The sequence below is a fragment of the Paenibacillus sp. J31P190 genome, from assembly GCF_059692075.1.
On the sequence record NZ_JCAUAS010000015.1, the window covers coordinates 54,542 to 72,373 of the forward strand.

A 17,832-nucleotide genomic window follows, 5' to 3' on the forward strand; every position below is an offset into this window, starting at 1 on the left:
ACCTCAATGATCAAGACTCCGACAGGAGTCTTTTTTGCTTTTCAGCTTGCGGGGAAATGTTGGCACGCTTTTTGCATCTTACTACTCATGAGAAGGCATCATTACTGGAGGTGCAATAATGGAACGACGTGACTGGAAGCAAGTTGAGCTATGGAAAAATGTAACGGATGAGCAGTGGAATGATTGGCTTTGGCAGCTGACACATACCATTCGTACCCTGGAAGATCTGAAGAAAGTAGTGAATTTAACTCCCGAGGAAGAAGAAGGCGTTCGGATATCCACGCAAACCATTCCATTAAATATTACTCCCTATTACGCATCATTGATGAATCCAGATGACCCGCGATGCCCGATTCGCATGCAATCTGTTCCGATTTCCGCCGAATTATTAAAAACAAAGTATGATCTCGAGGATCCCCTTTACGAGGACGAAGACTCCCCTACCCCTGGATTAACACATCGTTACCCTGACAGGGTTCTATTTTTGGTAACGAATCAATGCTCAATGTACTGCAGATACTGCACACGCCGCCGTTTCTCGGGCCAGGTGGGCATGGGGGTTCCCAAAAAACAATTAGATGATGCGATTGCTTATATTCGAAATACGCCAGAGGTGCGTGATGTTCTGCTGTCTGGCGGAGATGGACTGTTAATTAACGACAATATCTTGGAGTATATTTTGAAAAATTTACGGGCGATTCCCCATGTCGAGATCATCCGTATCGGCACGAGAGCCCCGGTCGTTTTCCCGCAGCGGATTACGGAGCATTTGTGCAGCATTATCAAAAAATATCATCCGGTATGGTTGAATACCCATTTTAATCATCCTTTGGAGATGACGGACGAAGCGAAAAAGTCTTGCGAAATGCTCGCAAATGCTGGAGTGCCTTTAGGCAATCAGTCAGTGATTCTGGCCGGTATTAACGACAGCACCTATATTATGAAGAAGCTCATGCATGATCTTGTGAAAATTCGTGTACGCCCTTACTATATTTATCAATGCGATTTATCTGAAGGAATTGGTCATTTCCGGGCACCTGTTTCCAAAGGTTTGGAAATCATCGAAGCCCTTCGCGGCCATACCTCCGGGTATGCAGTACCTACCTTCGTCGTCGACGCTCCAGGAGGAGGAGGAAAAATCGCGCTTCAGCCCAATTATTTAATCTCGCAAAGCCAGGATAAAGTCATTCTGCGTAATTATGAAGGTGTCATCGTCGGTTACCCAGAGCCTAAAAACTATGTACCGGGCCGAGCAGACGAATATTTCAACGAAATCTACAGCATCGAGAAGCAGCCAGAAAGCACCGGAATTATTGCGCTCATGAAAGATGAAAAATTTAACCTAGTGCCAGAAAATTTGCGCCGGATGGGCAGAAGGAAAATTTATCAGGATACACCGGAGCACGCATCGTTGAAGGATCGTCGGCCAAAGCGGGATGAAATGAAGGACAAATTGATGAAAGCACAGCAGAAAGAAACTAAGGAAGATACGGAGAATATTCCAAATACTGATTAAGATTTACTTCTATTCCCATGGGCAGCGACTAGGAGTTTGGGCTCCCATCCTCATATGCTGCATATGGCCTTGATGCTCCTCCCGTTAAAGATCGACAATGAAATCAGGGTTATACCACCGTTTTGCCTAAACCAAATCAAATAACAAAATGTCAAAAAAAGACCTCACTCACACGCCAATCATCATCGCGTGGGTGAGGTCTTTCCTATGTGACGACTACTGTTTAAACAAATCAATTTCAATTACTGATACACGCCTTAACAGCCCGCTCCAGAACCTCCAAGCCCTCAGCAAGCTGCTCATCCGTAATGATTAGCGGACTTAGAATGCGAATAACATTGCTGTAAATGCCAGCCCCCATCACGATGACTCCGTGTTGATGCGCCTCCTGTAATATCCGAGTCGTTAGCTCTTTATCCGGTTCTTTCGTCACCGGATCCTTCACCAGCTCAATCGCACTCATCGCGCCCAACGTACGCACGTCGCCAATGCAGCCAACTTCCTGCTGCAGCCGGAGGAAACGTTCGCTGACCGCTGACCCAATCGAGACAGCCCGTTCAGCTAACCGATCCTCCTCTAACATTTCAATAACTTTTAACGCTGCTACGCAGCCGAGCGGGCTGCCTCCATAGGTACCCCCAATTTCACCGATACCGGGCGCGTCCATGATCTCTGCCCGTCCAGTCACAGCACTAATCGGGAGGCCGGCGGCAATTGATTTGGACATTGTCATCAGATCCGGCACAACTCCGTAGTGTTCCATCGCAAAGTTTCTCCCTGTCCGTCCGAATCCCGTTTGCACTTCGTCGGCAATTAGCAAAATACCGTATTTATCACATACCGCTTTCACACCTTGCACAAACCGGACGGATGGTATGACAAAGCCACCTTCTCCTTGAACCGGCTCCAATATGATAGCTGCGACCTCTTCACCCGGGATCTCAGCCAGGAAAAAATCCTCAAATTTCTGTAAAATTTGATCATCGACCTCATCCGGAGACATCCCAGAAGGAGCACGATAGTAGTAAGGATAGGGCATTTTGTACGTATCAGGCGCAAAAGGGCCGAAGCCGTTCTTATAAGGCTTTACCTTGCTAGTCAAAGACATCGCCATATAGGTTCTGCCATGAAAGCCGCGTTCAAAGGAAATCACGGCTCTTCGCCCCGTATATTTACGTGCAATTTTCACCGCATTCTCAACGGCCTCCGCACCGCTGTTCAAGAAGAACGTTTTCTTTTTATGGTCTCCCGGGGTTATCGCATTGAGTTTCTCCGCCAATGCCACGTAAGGCTCATACATCATGACGTGAAAGCAAGGATGCAGATATTGTTCTAGCTGCGCCTTCAGCGCTTCCACCACTTTTGGCGGACAATGACCAACATTTAAAGAGCCGATCGCACCGGCAAAATCGATAAAGGTATTCCCGTCAACATCCCTCAGCAGCGCTCCCGTCCCTTTGGCCGCAAAAGTAGGAACCGTATTGAAAGGACCTCTCGGGATACTTGCCATGCGGCGCTCCAGCAGTGCCTGAGCCTGTGGTCCCGGGATCGCCGTCTTCCTATCAATGTATTTCGTCAGTTTTGGGTTCTGATCCATCCCTATGCCTCCATTCCGTCAAAACCACACCAATGAATCAGGGTCAATGCGATGATTTCCGCTGCTTCAAACACATGATCCAGCACAATGTGCTCATTAGGATAATGGGCCACTTGTGTGATGCCTGGACCGAAAACAATACAAGGCGTTTCGCCAAGTTGCGTCAGCAAACCGCCGTCTGTTCCCCATGGCGATGCTTCAATCGTAGGTTCTTCTTGCCTTACCTCCCGATACTGCTCCATCAGAACCCGCATCAAATCATGTCCTGGATCTACGCTGCCTGGTACCCACCGGGCGCCGAACCATTCAACTACAGGTGGATGTTCTTCAAACCAAGGGTCTTTTCCCTTAAGCTCCTCCATCCACCGACTCATTTCCTCCTTAGCCTCATCAAGCTTTTCCTCAGGAGCAACGCCCATTCTTCCTTCTAATTTCACGGTGTCCGGTACGGATGAAGGCCAATTCCCTCCTTGAATGACACCTATATTGATAGGGATAGGAATGGGGTTTTGAGCGTACAAAGGATCCGAGATCCGAGCATTTCTTTGCTCCTCAAGCTCCCGGATGTGCTGCAGCACGATCATGCTTTTCTCAATGGCACTAACCCCTTCATATCTGGTTCCGCCATGCGCCGAACGGCCTTTGACGTGGATACGGAACCACATAGAGCCCTGCTGCTTAGGAAATATGCGTAAATTGCTAGGCTCTGGAATCAGGGCCGCATCTGCTCGATATCCCTTTACAATCGCAGCCAGAGTCCCTACCCCGCCGCTTTCCTCTTCAATAACGCTTTGAACAATGACGTCGCCCTTCAATTTAATGCCAAGACTCTGAACAGCCTCAACAGCAAGTAGGAGAGAGAGATTTCCGCCTTTCATATCCGTTGCTCCGCGTCCATATAGCTTCCCGTCTACCACATTACCGCTGAAAGGATCATTATGCCATTGATCCCGATTTCCTTCCGGTACGACATCGATATGACCATTGAGTAGGATAGAACGTCCCCCTCCAGTCCCTTTCATAGCACCGACTACATTGGGACTACCTTTAAAACGGTTTCTAGGAGAACAAAAATAAGGATGTGTTTCCAGGGTCTCTCCATCCGGCTCCCATATATCAACGTCTAATCTCAACTCGCGAAATTTATCGGCAATTAAGGCCTGGACCTCTTTCTCATTGCCTTGCGTGCTGGGGATTCTGACCATCTTCTGCAGAAAACAAGTTCCTTCTTCACGATGAAGCCTAATCCACTCATGAATTTGTTTTTGCAGTTCAGCGTTCAGATTGGGCAAAGGAATTCCCTCCTTCAGATAAGCATTAGAAAACGAGTTTGTAACACACATTTATGGAATATACGAGATGTTCTCCGGAATGATTAATGCAGCCTCGGTGTGATTTACAATGTCCTCTACCGTATAAGGCAGCATGATTTCTTTTAAAAGCAATCCTTGATCCGTGACCTCCATCACGGCCATCTCCGTAATAATCATTTTGACACAGGCCTGCGCTGTTAGCGGTAAGTCACATTGTTTTTTAACTTTTGATTCTCCCTGCCGGTTGACATGGTTCATAAGAACGATGACTTTTTTGGCTTTTTGCGCTAGCTCCATCGCCCCTCCGATCCCTGCCACCCGCTTCCCCGGCACGATCCAATTGGCCAAATCCCCGCGCTCACTGACCTCTAACGCTCCAAGTATCGTGATATCTATACGTCCCCTGCGAATCATGGCAAAAGCAATGCTGCTATCACAGTAGGAAGCACCGTTGGTAATTGTGATAGGGTATCCTCCCGCGTTGCAAAGAAAAGCGTCTTCTTCCCCAGGAAGCGGGGCACCCCCTGCGGCCAAAATCCCATTTTCTGCATGAAAAACAACGCGAATGCCTTCAGGAACGTAATCCGCAACCTGGGTCGGGATGCCGATTCCTAGATTGACGGCCATGCCGTCCTTTAATTCCCCCGCAGCCCGCTTAGCTATTCGGACGCGGGTTTCTTTTCCCATACCCATTCCCAAGTCACCCCTCTGCTCAAAATCACCATATCTACGAAAATGCCCGGCGTTATAATGCTTTCGGGGTCTAGCTCGCCTAGCGGTACAATCTCATCGACTTCCGCAATCGTAAATTTCCCGGCCATGGCGACCAATGGATTTAGATTTCTGCCGCTTTTATCATAGACAAGATTCCCGTACGGATCGGCTTTTTTCGCATGAATAATGGCAACGTCTGCCGTCAAAGCCGGCTCGACCAGATACTTTTTCTCATCGATGGACACGGTCGCCTTTCCCTGCTCCATAATCGTTCCGACACCGACATCCACCAGTATTCCTCCAAGACCTACGCCGCCTGCTCGAATTTTTTCCGCTAACGTTCCTTGCGGGTAAAACACCACCTCCATGGTACCTTCCTCCATCATTAGGCCAGCATTAGGATTGGAGCCGATATGGGAGGCAATCACCTTCTTTACTCTGCCTGCTGTGATTAAGCTGCCAATGCCGATCTGCGGAAACCCGGTATCATTCCCAATGATCGTGAGATCTTTAATCCCCTTTTGTAAAATTCCTTCGATTATTGTCGGAGGCGTTCCAATGCCGCCGAACCCGCCATACATCAGCGTACATCCATCGGTTATCGAATGAAGTGCATCTTCCAATGTCTTTACCTTTCCGCCTATGACCGAATGTGCGTTCTCATGCAGCTCCATCATATCTCCTCCAATTGGGATCGGGTAACCTCAGCCATGACTTCCCGAATGGATTCATCCAAAATCCGCACGAGCTGGTCGATTTCTTCTTCTGTAATCACAAAAGGAGGAGCCACAATAATGGCATCTCCTGCCCCGTCCACCGCGCCAGCTGCAGGATATGCGAGTAGGCCTTTTTGAAAGGCATTTTCGACGATTCGAGAGGTAACACCTAGTCCCGATGGGAACGGCAGCTTGACGGTCCGATCAGAAACAAATTCAATAGCGAGAAGAAGTCCTCTGCCTCTTACATCGCCGATGATCTCGATCCCCTCAGCCATTTGGTACATCTTGCCCAGCAAATAGCTGCCTTTGACCTCTGCAGCCCTGACTAACTGATGCTTCTCGATATAGGCGAGAACCGCTAGGGAAACTGCTGCTGATTGCGGATTTGCGCTGTAGGTGTGGCCAGACATGATGCTTTTGGAGCCCTTCAAAATGGGTTCCATCACGTGATCTTTGACCAAAGCCGCGGCCATTGGCGTATATCCGGCGCTCATCCCTTTTCCTAGAGCTATCAGATCAGGTTCAACGCCGTAATGCTCCATGCCGAACATAGCTCCTGTACGGGCTATCCCCGTCATGACCTCATCGGCGATGAATAAGATCTCATTTCGTTCGCAGATCTCCTTGATCCTCTTGTAATATCCTTCAGGCGGAACAATAGCGCCTCCTGCAGCACCAATGATCGGTTCTGCAATAAATGCAGCGATATGTTCGGCACCGATCCGCTTTATAGCGGTTTCCAAATCGTCCGCACACGCTAACTTACAGTCCGGATAGGTCTTGTTCAAAGGACAGCGGTAGCAATAAGGGGGCACGACAACCGGATAGTCCTCTAATAACGGAATAAATCTTCTTCTTCTGAGGACATGGCCTGACATCGAAAGAGCGCCCATCGTTATACCGTGATAGCTCATCCGTCTTGAAATGACTTTATTTTTTCCTAGGCGCCCCTTCTCCTGCCAGTGCTGGATAGCAATCTTCATCGCCGTCTCTGTTGCTTCGGATCCGCTGTTCACAAAGAAAGACCAGTAATCATTGCCAGGAGCCAAATCACTCAGCTTCTTTGCCAGCTTTTCGGCTGGTTCACTTGTAAATTGAGAGCGGTAGACAAAGGAAACCTTACTCGCTTGTTCCTGCATCGCATCGATGATTTCTTGAACCCCATGCCCGATTCCGGCTGTCACAGCCCCCGAGGAAGCGTCTAAATAGGCTTTGCCTTGATCATCGTACAAAAAGATGCCTTTTCCATATTGAATGGTGGGATAATGGTGATCCAAAACCGGCTTGATTAAATGCTCCCGCTTCATAAGACACCCCCCATTGCTAACCAACGCTACGGTTTTATTTGAGAAACATATTCTTAACCCGCGGAGCCTTCAACAGATCTTCATAGCGAAATGTTGTTCCAAGCGCAGAAACATCATGCCAATAAAGTGTCTCTTCGATGTGCTGTGCGGTGCTCTCCAATACGTAAGTACCGCAGTTGGAACATTCGATAGCGGGGACTTCCAGAATCTGAACCGCCACTCTCCCATCCGGCATGACCCAGTAGCAATCTTTCACGCTTTCACGGTTATCCTCCGTTTCACACCACATGCAATTCATATGCGTTAGTCCTCCCTCATAGTTGTTTAGAACATTCTTATCGCTACCTGATTACTATGCAAAATAAATGCCAACTTTTCGAAATGGGCATCTTGACTTCTTTCAGGGTAAATTTCCGCTGGAAAAGCCGCAAAACATTTGGCAGCAGCTATTTATTTGGCAGCAAAAAATTAGTAATCATACGGTATTGCGTACTTGCAGCAGAAACCATGATCTCGTTTTGCAGTTGGCACCATTTTTGCAGATAGATGAATGGAACGATTTTAGGGAGAAAGGGGAATGCTGGATGCCAAATCATCTCCCAACGTATACAAATCAGGTAGAGAATGGCGAGGATTTTACAGTAAGCTTTTGCCTCGATTTTTTTAACAAAAGATTGCGGGTGGATGACTATCTGGGAAATGTAGATACCATCTGCAAGCGAATAGTGGAAATTGCCAAAGCAAATGCTTTGACCAAAGTGTTTATTAAATCGCGAGAGGATGACTGGCAAGCCTTTCTATCCAAAGGCTGCATGCTGGAGGGAATTTATAAAGGATATTTCAACGGTCGCGACGCTTACTGTATGGCTCTGTATGATGATCTTGAGCGGCGGACTAGCGATTATTGGATGGAGGAGGATCACATTCTCAAGCAAGTGCTGGCTCTTCCCCTCAAGCCCAGTCGTCCATTGACTCCGGAACCATATACACTGCGTATAGCTCGGACGGAGGATGCAGAGCGGCTTTCTGGATTATACGATCAAATATTTCAGACGTACCCAACACCGATGAATGATCCTGAATACGTGAAAAAAACAATGCACGAGGGTACGATTTACTATCTCGTAGAATCGCCGCATCAACTCATTAGCGCTGCCTCCGCAGAGATCAATTGGGCCTACGCCAATGCAGAAATGACGGATTGCGCCACACTCCCTGCCTATCGTAATCAAGGACTCATGAGACTGCTTATGCATGCTTTGGAAGATGAATTGATCACGCGAAACATCACTTGCGCTTACTCCTTATCCAGAGCCCTTTCTTTCGGTATGAATGCCGTGTTCTTCCAGATGGGATACCGTTATTACGGCAGGTTAACGAAAAATTGTGATATTTACGATAAATTTGAGGACATGAATTTGTGGGCCAAAATGTTGAAGTAATTTTGCCCCCTTTAGAAACTATATGCGTTTCCTTCTCAAGGAAGAAGAAATGCCTAACTCCTCCCGATATTTGCTCACGGTACGGCGAGAAATTTGAATGCCTTCCTTCCTCATTAGCTCAGCCAGCTTTTGGTCGGAGTAAGGCTTCTCATGGTTTTCCCCATGGATCCATTCCTTTATTCTCGCTTTTACACGTTCCGAGGACGCTGCATCTCCAAGATCCATTTGCAAACCGGAGGGAAAGAAGTGCTTCAGCTCGAAGATGCCCCATGGCGTTTGAGCATATTTGCCAGATGTCGCGCGGCTGACCGTTGATTCATGCACACCTAATTTATCGGCAATACGCTTCAACGTCATAGGTTTGAGATTGGAAGCTCCCTTCCAGAAAAAATCGTTCTGTTCCTCCACAATGGCTTGCGCTACGCGGAATATGGTCTTTCGTCTTTGCTCCAAACACTTCAGGAAGAAACTCGCTGAATTTAATTTACCAAAGAGGAACTTTGTTACCTCGATATTGTCGCTGCTATCCTTCACCATGCGTTCGTAATAACCATTAATCGAGAGGCGAGGCGACGCTGCTTGATGAATCAACACAACGAGCTGTTCATCTGCCTTTTCGATGATAACCTCGGGAATCATATATGGCACTGTTTCTGTATGAAATGCTGCGCCAGGTCTAGGATTCAACCCTTTGATCACATCAATCGCAGCCTGAATTTCTTGTGCTGTCACTTGCAGCTTCGTCGACAATTTATGAATGCGATAATCGGCAACATCCTTCAAATGATTACGAATTAGTATGGATATTAACGGAAAGCACTCCGACAAGGACTGGACCTGAAGAAGCAGACATTCGCTCAAATTTCTTGCCCCCACACCGACGGGCTCGAACCCCTGCAAGATCCTTAGCGCAAGCTCCGCTTGAGCAAGATCGACCTTAAACACATCGGAAATTTCATTTAAGGACGGTCCAAGATAGCCATTATTATCGAGATTTCCGATCATAAACGCGATCATTTTACGAATGGATGGCGAAATCTTTTTTACGAAGCCCAACTGCTCCTTTAAATGCCTTTCTAGGGATACCTCATTCGATGCTGCATGATGCAGAGGGTCATAGATGTGATCACTCCTGCCTGCTGCGCTTTGGTATTTATGAGAGGCGCTATAAGCATCCCATTCGTTTCCGGCGAATTCCAATACCGGGTTATCATTCATCTCCTGCTGGACAACCTCCAGTAATTCCGGTGTAGAGAGCTGGAGAATCGTTATGGCTTTTCGCAATTGCGGAGTTAACCGCATTTTTGCGGCTTGCTGTTGGAACATTCCGTATCCTGGGCGCATGTACATCACCCCTTTGTGTTTTTGCTTCTATATGTATTCAAGTTCGATCCCTTTTTGTCCATTTCGATTAGAAAAGAAAGGACTATCCAAAAAAACATTTTTGGATGTTCGGCCTCTCCTATTTTTGTACAGCTAAGGTAACCAGGATTTGCTGAGGAACTACGATGCGCTAATTGGCCGAAAACGCCCGAAATCATGAGGAAGAGGAACGACGATGCATTATTTCCCGTTTTTTTCCTTTGGATCGTTCATTCTGCTCAATCTGATGGAGCCTCTCGATGAATGATCGATAGGCTCTTTCTTCGTATCTTCAAAATAAAATACCTTCCCTAGAGCCTCTAGAGTACATTCTAAGGATAGAAATATATGTTCCAAAGTACAGCGCTTGAGCTTGGCAATTAATAGGATTAAAACCATTGGAGCAAATACAATGAAATTCAACATCTTATTTGTGAATACACGATTTCATTGGATACTATGCAATGGAATTTTCCGCTAAGCCTACTCACAAGCCATTTTCGGAAAAAACATTGTATTTACTCCAATGGAAATGCTTATAAACACTTTATTTAGGCAATCCCATTGGATATTGTGCAACAGAATCTGACATCTAATCTTCGTATAAAAAACAACCTCACTAACACCAAAACATACTAAATATCACCCTAATAAACTCACAAACCAAAAACGAACTTCTTCTGTAGTTGACGGAATTCCTTAGTCAGCCGTAGCACGACCTTAAACGGATTATTTAGCGGAACGTCAGTGTTTAGAAGAACGTGGGAGACCATCGAATTTCGGTTCCTCAGATTGAATCACTTCATGCTTCCTTCTGCTGCTAATGGTACATAAAGCTCAGAGTAAAAAAAAATTTGCTCATTACCATGAAGACCCTTCGTCCGGCAAAAGCTGCGACCAAGGGGCATTGCTGCATGTACTTCCTAAGCTTCTCGGCAGGTTAACACCTGCTGAGAAGAAAGAATGTAGTGGCGGAAATTTCCCGAAATAACGGATCGACGTTCCGTCTTTCCCTCGCAATCGACAGAAAAATAAAAAATGAGAAGGCAAGAATAACTTGCCACCTCATTTTAACGATACTAACTATAATACGATCAAGTAATTTGCTGCATTATCCCCAATACCTCCTGGACACGCAGTGCTCTTTGGCTAACTTATAGCTGCTTAAATCAACAATTTCAATTGATTTGATCGATTCAGGAGAATGGATCATCCGATTGTCTCCGGCATAGATCCCCACATGGTGAATAGCTCCTTTGCCTTCTTCATAAGCGAAAAAGAGCAAATCCCCCGGTTCCAGCTGGTCTTTTGCAATGAGCGTTCCCTGCTTAGCTTGGTCTGAAGCATCTCTTGGAATCGAAACCCCAAAATATCTGTGCATGCTATAAGCAAAACCGGAGCAATCGTAGCCAAATGAGGACATTCCGCCCCATAAATAAGGCAGATCAAGAAATCTTCTCCCCTGCTCCACGATTCTATGTCCGATGTGGCCTTCACCAGGCTCGGGGATCAGAGAGCCATCGCTCAAGCGGACCTCGTTTGCTTTTAGATAACCAGCACCCTCTGGTGTCTTCACTTTTACCCATTGTTCAGTTTCATCAATGACAGGAAGAGAGGTCAGATAGCTCAACTCGATCGAGCGTTCGGACGGATTCCGATACAGCCACGTTTGAGCTGTGATCACTTCCGCTCTCTTCAAGCCAGTAGGGGCTTCCGGCTCTATAACCAGCTGGCATCTTGGCACCCAGCCGGGGTAGCCCAATGCTTCCTTGCGTGTTCCCTGCTGCGGAATGAGCACTTTGATCCAATCTTCCAGTTCTTCCGCAACCAGCACGGAGGTACCATAAAGAATTTGAGTCTGAATCCGGTTCCCTTCCCACAAGTCCAGCTTATCGTCTATCGTCATGCGCCTAAGCCATTCTCTAAGTTCAACCGGATGCTTTAGAGCAGGTTCATCCAAAGGCCTAGGAGATTCCGGCTTCGTCCAAACCGTTGCGACAGAAACAGCGACTATCATCCGTTTCTGCATACTCATGATCCCACTACACTTTCGCTGGGTACCACATCACGAATACCAAGGCCTGCTTCTTTCGGGAAGGTCATCATTCTGCCGTCGTACTTCACACCGCCAACCACAATATCGTTAAGCATCATGAGCGGGGCATCGAAATCGAACCGTGTAATGTTCTTCTTGCTAGCTGCCAGATGAGCTGCTGCTGTCACAGCCACACGAGATTCGATCATGCTTCCCACCATGCACTCGACACCGAATTCTTCTGCGATATGGTTAATAATTTGCGCTTTGTAAATACCGCCGGATTTCATCAGCTTGATATTAATCAAATCGGCTGCGCGGTGTTTCAGCACTTCGAAGGCTTGTGCCGGAGAAAACACACTTTCATCTGCCATAATGGGGGTTTCCACGCTATCTGTAACCATTTTCAGCCCTTCAATGTCGTTAGCCTTCACCGGCTGTTCTACCAATTCAATATCAAGCCCCAAATCCTCCATGCGGCGGATCATCCGGATGGCGTCCTTTACCTGCCACCCCTGATTCGCATCTATGCGAATTTTCACACTGCTGCCGACGCAGCTGCGGATTTCCTTCATTCTTTCGATATCCTCTTGGATATCATCTTTACCAACCTTAATCTTAAGTACATTGAAGCCTTCCCGCACATAACGGATAGCGTCTTCTCCCATTTCCTTAGGTGAATTGACGCTTACCGTGTAATCTGTCTCTATCTGATCTTTATATCCACCGAGGAACTGGTACAATGGCAGACCGCAATACTGAGCTACAAGATCGTATATAGCCATATCTACAGCCGCTTTGGCGCTGCTGCTGCCAATCATCGAATGATGAATCTCCTGAAGAATACGTTCGTACGCCAGTAGGTTTTTGCCAATGAGTAAAGGAGTGAACGTATTTACAATTGCCGAATGGATACTATCCAAGCTGTCGCCGGTGATTACGATCGTTGCCGGTGCCTCTCCCCATCCGACCCTGCCATCGTTAGCTTGAATTCGAACGATGATAGACTCCGTTTTATACACCGTACGCAGTGCTGTTTTAAATGGCTTAATGAGCGGAGTCGATTGCCGCATTACTTCAACACTTTGAATGTTCATGTTTGCCTCCTGAAAGTTTTGTGCAGCTATGCAAGCGAAGCGGGCTTATGCCACAAAACGACTTCGGAAGCATAAGCTTATGCCTCTACACCGGGTTCCGTAAATGCCAGCAGCTTATCATAAGTACTCATTTTTGCTCTTATGCCAATTGGAACCGCAATATTGGGAGAGCAGTGGCCGATCTTAAATCCAGCGAGTGTCGGCTTCCCTGCAGAAACGATGTGATCGTTAAATATTTGCTCTAAAGTAAACGACACCTTCCGTTTGTTCGGCACGCAATTGTTAAAATCGCAGATCAGAATGCCGGCCGCATCGGCGAATTTACCTGCTAGCCTTAACTGGTTTAACATCCGATCCAACCTATAGGGCTCTTCGTCAATATCTTCAATAAAAAGGAGTTTCCCTCGCGTGTCCAGCTCATAAGGAGTTCCAAGCGTACTAACAATCAAGGAAATGTTCCCGCCCACGAGGGCCCCGAACGCTTCTCCTTCAACTAAGGTTTGCAGAGGGGAAATCTCCTCCGTATAGTGAAGAACAGACGGACGTAGAAGCATTTCATAATTATGAATCGTGAGCGGGTGCACATCCTCTTTTCCCAGATCGATCAACATCGGACCATGAAAAGTAACCAGACCCGCGAAACGTCCTATCGACGCATGTAGAAAGGTGATATCGCTATAGCCCCAGAAAATCTTCGGATTAGCTCGAATGAGTTCATAGTCTAGCATATCCGCTATTCTTCCCGTACCGTAACCGCCACGCGCACAAATGATCCCTTTAATCGTCGGATCAGCGAACATAGCATTCAATTCCGCTGCACGCTGCTCATCCGTTCCTGCCAGATAGCCATGCTGCATAGAGAGGGTATCTCCCAGCCGCACATGGAGCCCCAGCTCCTCCAGATAGGACGAAGCCGCTTTCACTTGATCTTTGTCAGCCCAACTAGCCGGGGCCGTTATGGCTACCGTATCGCCAGGGATTAACCGATGAGGCTTTATAAGCTCAACCATTAACGAAGCACTCCTTTCACGCCTGAAAAAAAGGGAGAAGCACCTCATACAGGTGCATCCCTAGATCATCCGATTTTATTTCAAATCTGCCCACTTAAAGTCGAGGAAGCCGAAAGCGTGTCTAACGACGCCTTCCAATTTGTCGCTTTGCAGGTAAGTGGAGTTATAGAAATAAAGCGGCAGAACCGGAGCTTCATCCATCAAAATCTTCTCTGCATCGTGCATCATTTTGTATCGTTTAGCCTCGTCAGATTCTACATATGCGTCTTTGATCAATTTATCATAAGAAGCATTAACCCACCCTGTTCGGCTGAACGGATTCGTCGATTGGAAGCCGTCTAGGAAGTTGATCGGATCAGCAAAATCAGGAAGGAACGAAGAACGGGACAATTGCAGCTGCAGAGCCTTTTGTTCGGTAGTCAGAACTTTACCTTCTTTATTTGCCAGTTTTACATCGATACCTAGGTTATCTTTGAGCATAGCTTGAAGCGTTTGAGCGATCCGTTGACTCACATCATTCGTATTATACGTCAAAGTAACTTCAGGCAGCTTCGTGTATCCAGCTTCTTGCATCCCTTTTTCCAAAAGCTTTTTCGCTTCGGCTGCATCAAACTTGATTAAGCTGCCGCCAACCTTGCGGAAGTCTCCACCCGCAGGATCCTTTAGTCCAGGAGATACATAACCGTCTGCCGGTTTCTGCTTTTGCTTTAATACCAAGTCTACAAGCTTTTGTCTGTCTACAGCCGCAACAAAAGCTTTACGAATGTTGATGTTATTGAAAGGTGCCATTTTCACATTAAAGCGGTAGAACGCAGTTCCTGCGGCATCTTCAACCTTCACTTTGTTTTCAGCAAACAATTTATCGCTCATGTCAGCCGGAATGGATCCGGTTGTATGAAGCTCGCCAGTAGTGAATAGCTGGTAAGCGGTGTTGGTATCATTGATCATTTTGAAAGTAACACCCGTCAGTTTTACGTTTGCGGCATCCCAGTACTGGTCGTTTTTCACCATTTTCAGCTCGCTATCGTGCTTCCATTCGGTAATTTTGAACGGCCCGTTACTTACAATCGTAGCCGCTTCGCCGGCCCATTTGGCATTACCCTCCACGGTAGCCTTATGCACGGGGAAGAATGCCGGACTGGATACCATGCCAATCAGCCAAGAAGCAGGCTGTGTCAAAGTAACTTCAAGTGTCTTATCATCCAGAGCCTTAATTTTCACATCGCCCTCTGTCCCCTTACCAGAGTTGAAAGCTTCTGCGCCTTCAATGGGATATGCGAGGAAAGCTGCGTCCGAAGCAGTTTTCGGATCCAACAGACGCTTCCATGCATACTCAAAGTCGGCAGCTTTTACCGGATCTCCATTGGACCACTTCGTACCGTCACGAAGCGTGAACGTGTACTTTTTCCCATCGGGAGTGACTTTCCACTCTTTCGCCATAGCTGGTTCAGGAGAGTGGTTCTTGCCAAGACGCGTCAATCCCTCAAACGCGTTGTTGACAACATCATAAGAAACTTGGTCAAACCCTTTCGGAGGATCGAGGGATGTCGGTTCTTTTAAGTTGTTGTAAAGGAGAATTTTGGACTTCGTTTCTTTGGCTGCTTCCGTCTGCTTGGCTCCAGATTCTTGCGTTCCGGACCCTGGATCTTTGCTGCATCCGGCTAATATCGTACCGAAAACCAATACGGAGCTGATTAGCATTGCTGAAACTTTTTTCATGAGCACTTCTCCTCTTCGTTCATGGTCTTATTTATCCTAGAGCCGACATCATGTTACTCTTCATCGGCGGCTGGAATACAAATTGAGAGCGCGGATCCTGAAGCCAGCAGGCAACCGAGTGGCTGCTCGATACAGCAATCTGCTCCGGCTGATAGGCACCGCATACCTCCATGGCATAACTGCAGCGCGCTGCAAAAGCGCAGCCTTTGGGCGGAGCAAACAGATCCGGCGGTGTTCCCGCAATCGGTGTAAGCGGAAGCGACTTATCTGTGTCCAGTCGCGGCATGGAAGCTAGCAGCCCTTTGGTGTAGGGATGCTGCGGATTATGGAACAGCTCATCCACTGTCCCTGCTTCAACGACCTTACCGGCATACATCACATTGACCCGATCAGCCATATTCGCTACAACACCAAGGTCATGCGTGATGATGATAATGGAAACACCTGTTTTCTTCTGGAGCATTTTGAACAGCTCAATGATTTGGGCTTGAATGGTGACATCCAGAGCCGTAGTCGGCTCGTCTGCTATCAGTACGGAAGGCTTGCACACCGCTGCGATAGCGATCATAATCCGCTGTCTCATGCCTCCGCTGAACTCATGCAAATACTGCTTCAAACGCATCTCGGGGTTGGAAATGCCTACCAGACCGAGCATTTCAGTTGCTTGTTTACGGGCTTCTGCACGCGATATTTTCTGATGGCGGATGATTCCTTCCATAATCTGCTCACCGATGGAGATGGTAGGATTTAAGGCTGTCATCGCATCTTGGAAAATCATTGAAATTTCAGAGCCTCTCAGCTCTCGCAGCTGCTTCTCACTGAGTAGTGTCAGTTCCCTGCCCTTATAGCGGATGCTGCCTTGGCTGATCTTCGAGCTATGCTCGGGAAGAAGGCGCGTCATACTGCGGGCAGTTACACTTTTACCGCAGCCGGACTCACCTACAATAGCCAAAGTCTCTCCCTTACCTAGCGTAAAGCTTACTCCGCGAACCGACTTCACTTCTCCACCATGTGTGGTGAAAGAGACATGAAGATTGTCCACTTCCAATAGAACGTCGGATGAGTTCGTTGCATTCACGTTGACTACCTCCTCCTCTTCGGATTAAAAGCGTCTTGCAGTCCATCGCCCACCAAGTTAAAGGCAAGCATCGTCATCGATATGAAAAACGCCGGATAGAACAGCCGCCACCATTGGCCTGACAAAATAGTCGACAGGCCGTCGTTGGCCATGACGCCCCAACTTGCCAAAGGAGGCTGAATACCTAGGCCAAGAAAGCTTAAGAACGCTTCTGCGAAGATGGCTGATGGCACCGAGAACGTCACTTGCACGATAATGACTCCTAGCGCGTTGGGCAGCAAATGTTTGCGGATAATATAACCTGCGCCTCCGCCTAACGTCCTTGCCGCCAGCACATACTCCGATGATCTCAAACTAAGCACTTGTCCTCGCACAATGCGTGCCATTCCAATCCAGCCTGTGGCACTTAAAGCCACGATGATGGTCAATAGGCCTGGGCCCATGACGACCATCAACAGGATGACGACAAGCAAATAAGGAATCCCGTACAAAAGATCAACGAACCGCATCATGAGATTGTCGATCCGTCCGCCTAAGTAACCGGCGATGCCGCCGTATATAATGCCAATTAGTAAATCGATCAAAGCAGCCATAAGACCGATAAATAGCGAGATGCGTGCTCCATAAAGGATACGGGCATAGACGTCTCGTCCAAGTTCATCCGTACCGAACCAGTGGGCTGCCGATGGTTTTTGATTGGCATCGAGCAGCACCTGTTTCGAGTAGCTATGGTCGGTAAGGAACGGTCCAAGGATGGCTAGCAACGACATCAATAGAACGATGATTAACCCCACCATGGCCAGCTTGTTTGCACGAAGCCTAATCCACGCCTCCTGCCAGAACGACAGCCGTATTCGGACAATCGCTTCAGCCGTACCTTTACTCTTGTTCATGGGGACAAATAAGGAATCTGGAACGTTCAT

The 17,832-nt window shown here is 47.4% G+C and carries 15 protein-coding genes; 2 read left to right on the top strand and 13 right to left on the bottom strand.

Annotated elements, in window-relative coordinates:
- The first annotated feature begins 118 nt into the window (after positions 1-118).
- Entirely contained in the window at positions 119-1,516 is a 1,398-nt protein-coding gene (gene kamA / locus AC58U0_RS23565; RefSeq protein ID WP_497381387.1) for a lysine 2,3-aminomutase, read from the top strand.
- Positions 1,517-1,754: 238 nt separating this feature from the next.
- On the opposite strand, the gene gabT is transcribed toward kamA, so the two are convergent.
- The 6 genes from gabT to AC58U0_RS23595 are packed head-to-tail and all read right to left on the bottom strand — an operon-like array spanning position 1,755 to position 7,464.
- Positions 1,755-3,113, bottom strand: a complete 1,359-nt coding sequence (gene gabT, locus AC58U0_RS23570; RefSeq protein WP_497381388.1) for a 4-aminobutyrate--2-oxoglutarate transaminase — start codon at positions 3,111-3,113, stop codon at positions 1,755-1,757.
- Positions 3,114-3,115: 2 nt separating this feature from the next.
- A complete protein-coding gene (locus AC58U0_RS23575) occupies positions 3,116-4,396 on the bottom strand; it encodes a peptidase (protein WP_497381505.1) in 1,281 nt (426 codons plus the stop codon).
- A gap of 60 nt (positions 4,397-4,456) precedes the next feature.
- Positions 4,457-5,119: a 3-oxoacid CoA-transferase subunit B gene (locus AC58U0_RS23580; protein ID WP_497381389.1), complete on the bottom strand. Its 663-nt coding sequence runs from the start codon at positions 5,117-5,119 to the stop codon at positions 4,457-4,459.
- The gene (locus AC58U0_RS23585; RefSeq protein WP_497381390.1) at positions 5,086-5,814 is read right to left on the bottom strand and encodes a CoA transferase subunit A; all 729 of its coding nucleotides are present in this window, start codon (positions 5,812-5,814) and stop codon (positions 5,086-5,088) included. Before AC58U0_RS23585 ends, AC58U0_RS23580 begins: the two co-directional genes overlap by 34 nt.
- Positions 5,814-7,166 (bottom strand): aspartate aminotransferase family protein, encoded by a 1,353-nt coding sequence (locus AC58U0_RS23590; protein ID WP_497381391.1) that lies wholly within the window; start codon positions 7,164-7,166, stop codon positions 5,814-5,816. Before AC58U0_RS23590 ends, AC58U0_RS23585 begins: the two co-directional genes overlap by 1 nt.
- A gap of 34 nt (positions 7,167-7,200) precedes the next feature.
- Entirely contained in the window at positions 7,201-7,464 is a 264-nt protein-coding gene (locus AC58U0_RS23595) for a YokU family protein (RefSeq protein WP_497381392.1), read from the bottom strand.
- A 286-nt stretch (positions 7,465-7,750) separates the two neighbouring features.
- Between AC58U0_RS23595 and ablB the strand changes: the two genes are divergently transcribed.
- Positions 7,751-8,608: a putative beta-lysine N-acetyltransferase gene (gene ablB / locus AC58U0_RS23600; protein WP_497381393.1), complete on the top strand. Its 858-nt coding sequence runs from the start codon at positions 7,751-7,753 to the stop codon at positions 8,606-8,608.
- Positions 8,609-8,626: 18 nt separating this feature from the next.
- Here the strand turns inward: ablB and rpoN are convergent, their stop codons facing one another.
- The 7 genes from rpoN to AC58U0_RS23635 form a co-directional block, all read right to left on the bottom strand.
- Positions 8,627-9,952 (bottom strand): RNA polymerase factor sigma-54, encoded by a 1,326-nt coding sequence (rpoN, locus tag AC58U0_RS23605; RefSeq protein ID WP_497381394.1) that lies wholly within the window; start codon positions 9,950-9,952, stop codon positions 8,627-8,629.
- Positions 9,953-11,081: 1,129 nt separating this feature from the next.
- A complete protein-coding gene (locus tag AC58U0_RS23610; RefSeq protein WP_497381395.1) occupies positions 11,082-12,005 on the bottom strand; it encodes a C40 family peptidase in 924 nt (307 codons plus the stop codon).
- Positions 12,002-13,102 (bottom strand): dipeptide epimerase, encoded by a 1,101-nt coding sequence (locus AC58U0_RS23615; protein ID WP_497381396.1) that lies wholly within the window; start codon positions 13,100-13,102, stop codon positions 12,002-12,004. The genes AC58U0_RS23610 and AC58U0_RS23615 overlap by 4 nt, the downstream gene beginning before the upstream one ends.
- 77 nt (positions 13,103-13,179) lie before the next feature.
- Entirely contained in the window at positions 13,180-14,112 is a 933-nt protein-coding gene (locus tag AC58U0_RS23620; protein WP_497381397.1) for a S66 peptidase family protein, read from the bottom strand.
- A 75-nt stretch (positions 14,113-14,187) separates the two neighbouring features.
- Positions 14,188-15,831 carry a peptide ABC transporter substrate-binding protein gene (locus tag AC58U0_RS23625; RefSeq protein ID WP_497381398.1) on the bottom strand — a complete coding sequence of 548 codons (1,644 nt, stop codon included), beginning with the start codon at positions 15,829-15,831 and terminating at the stop codon, positions 14,188-14,190.
- A 31-nt stretch (positions 15,832-15,862) separates the two neighbouring features.
- The gene (locus AC58U0_RS23630) at positions 15,863-16,909 is read right to left on the bottom strand and encodes an ABC transporter ATP-binding protein (protein ID WP_497381399.1); all 1,047 of its coding nucleotides are present in this window, start codon (positions 16,907-16,909) and stop codon (positions 15,863-15,865) included.
- Positions 16,910-16,914: 5 nt separating this feature from the next.
- The gene (locus AC58U0_RS23635) at positions 16,915-17,832 is read right to left on the bottom strand and encodes an ABC transporter permease (RefSeq protein WP_497381400.1); all 918 of its coding nucleotides are present in this window, start codon (positions 17,830-17,832) and stop codon (positions 16,915-16,917) included.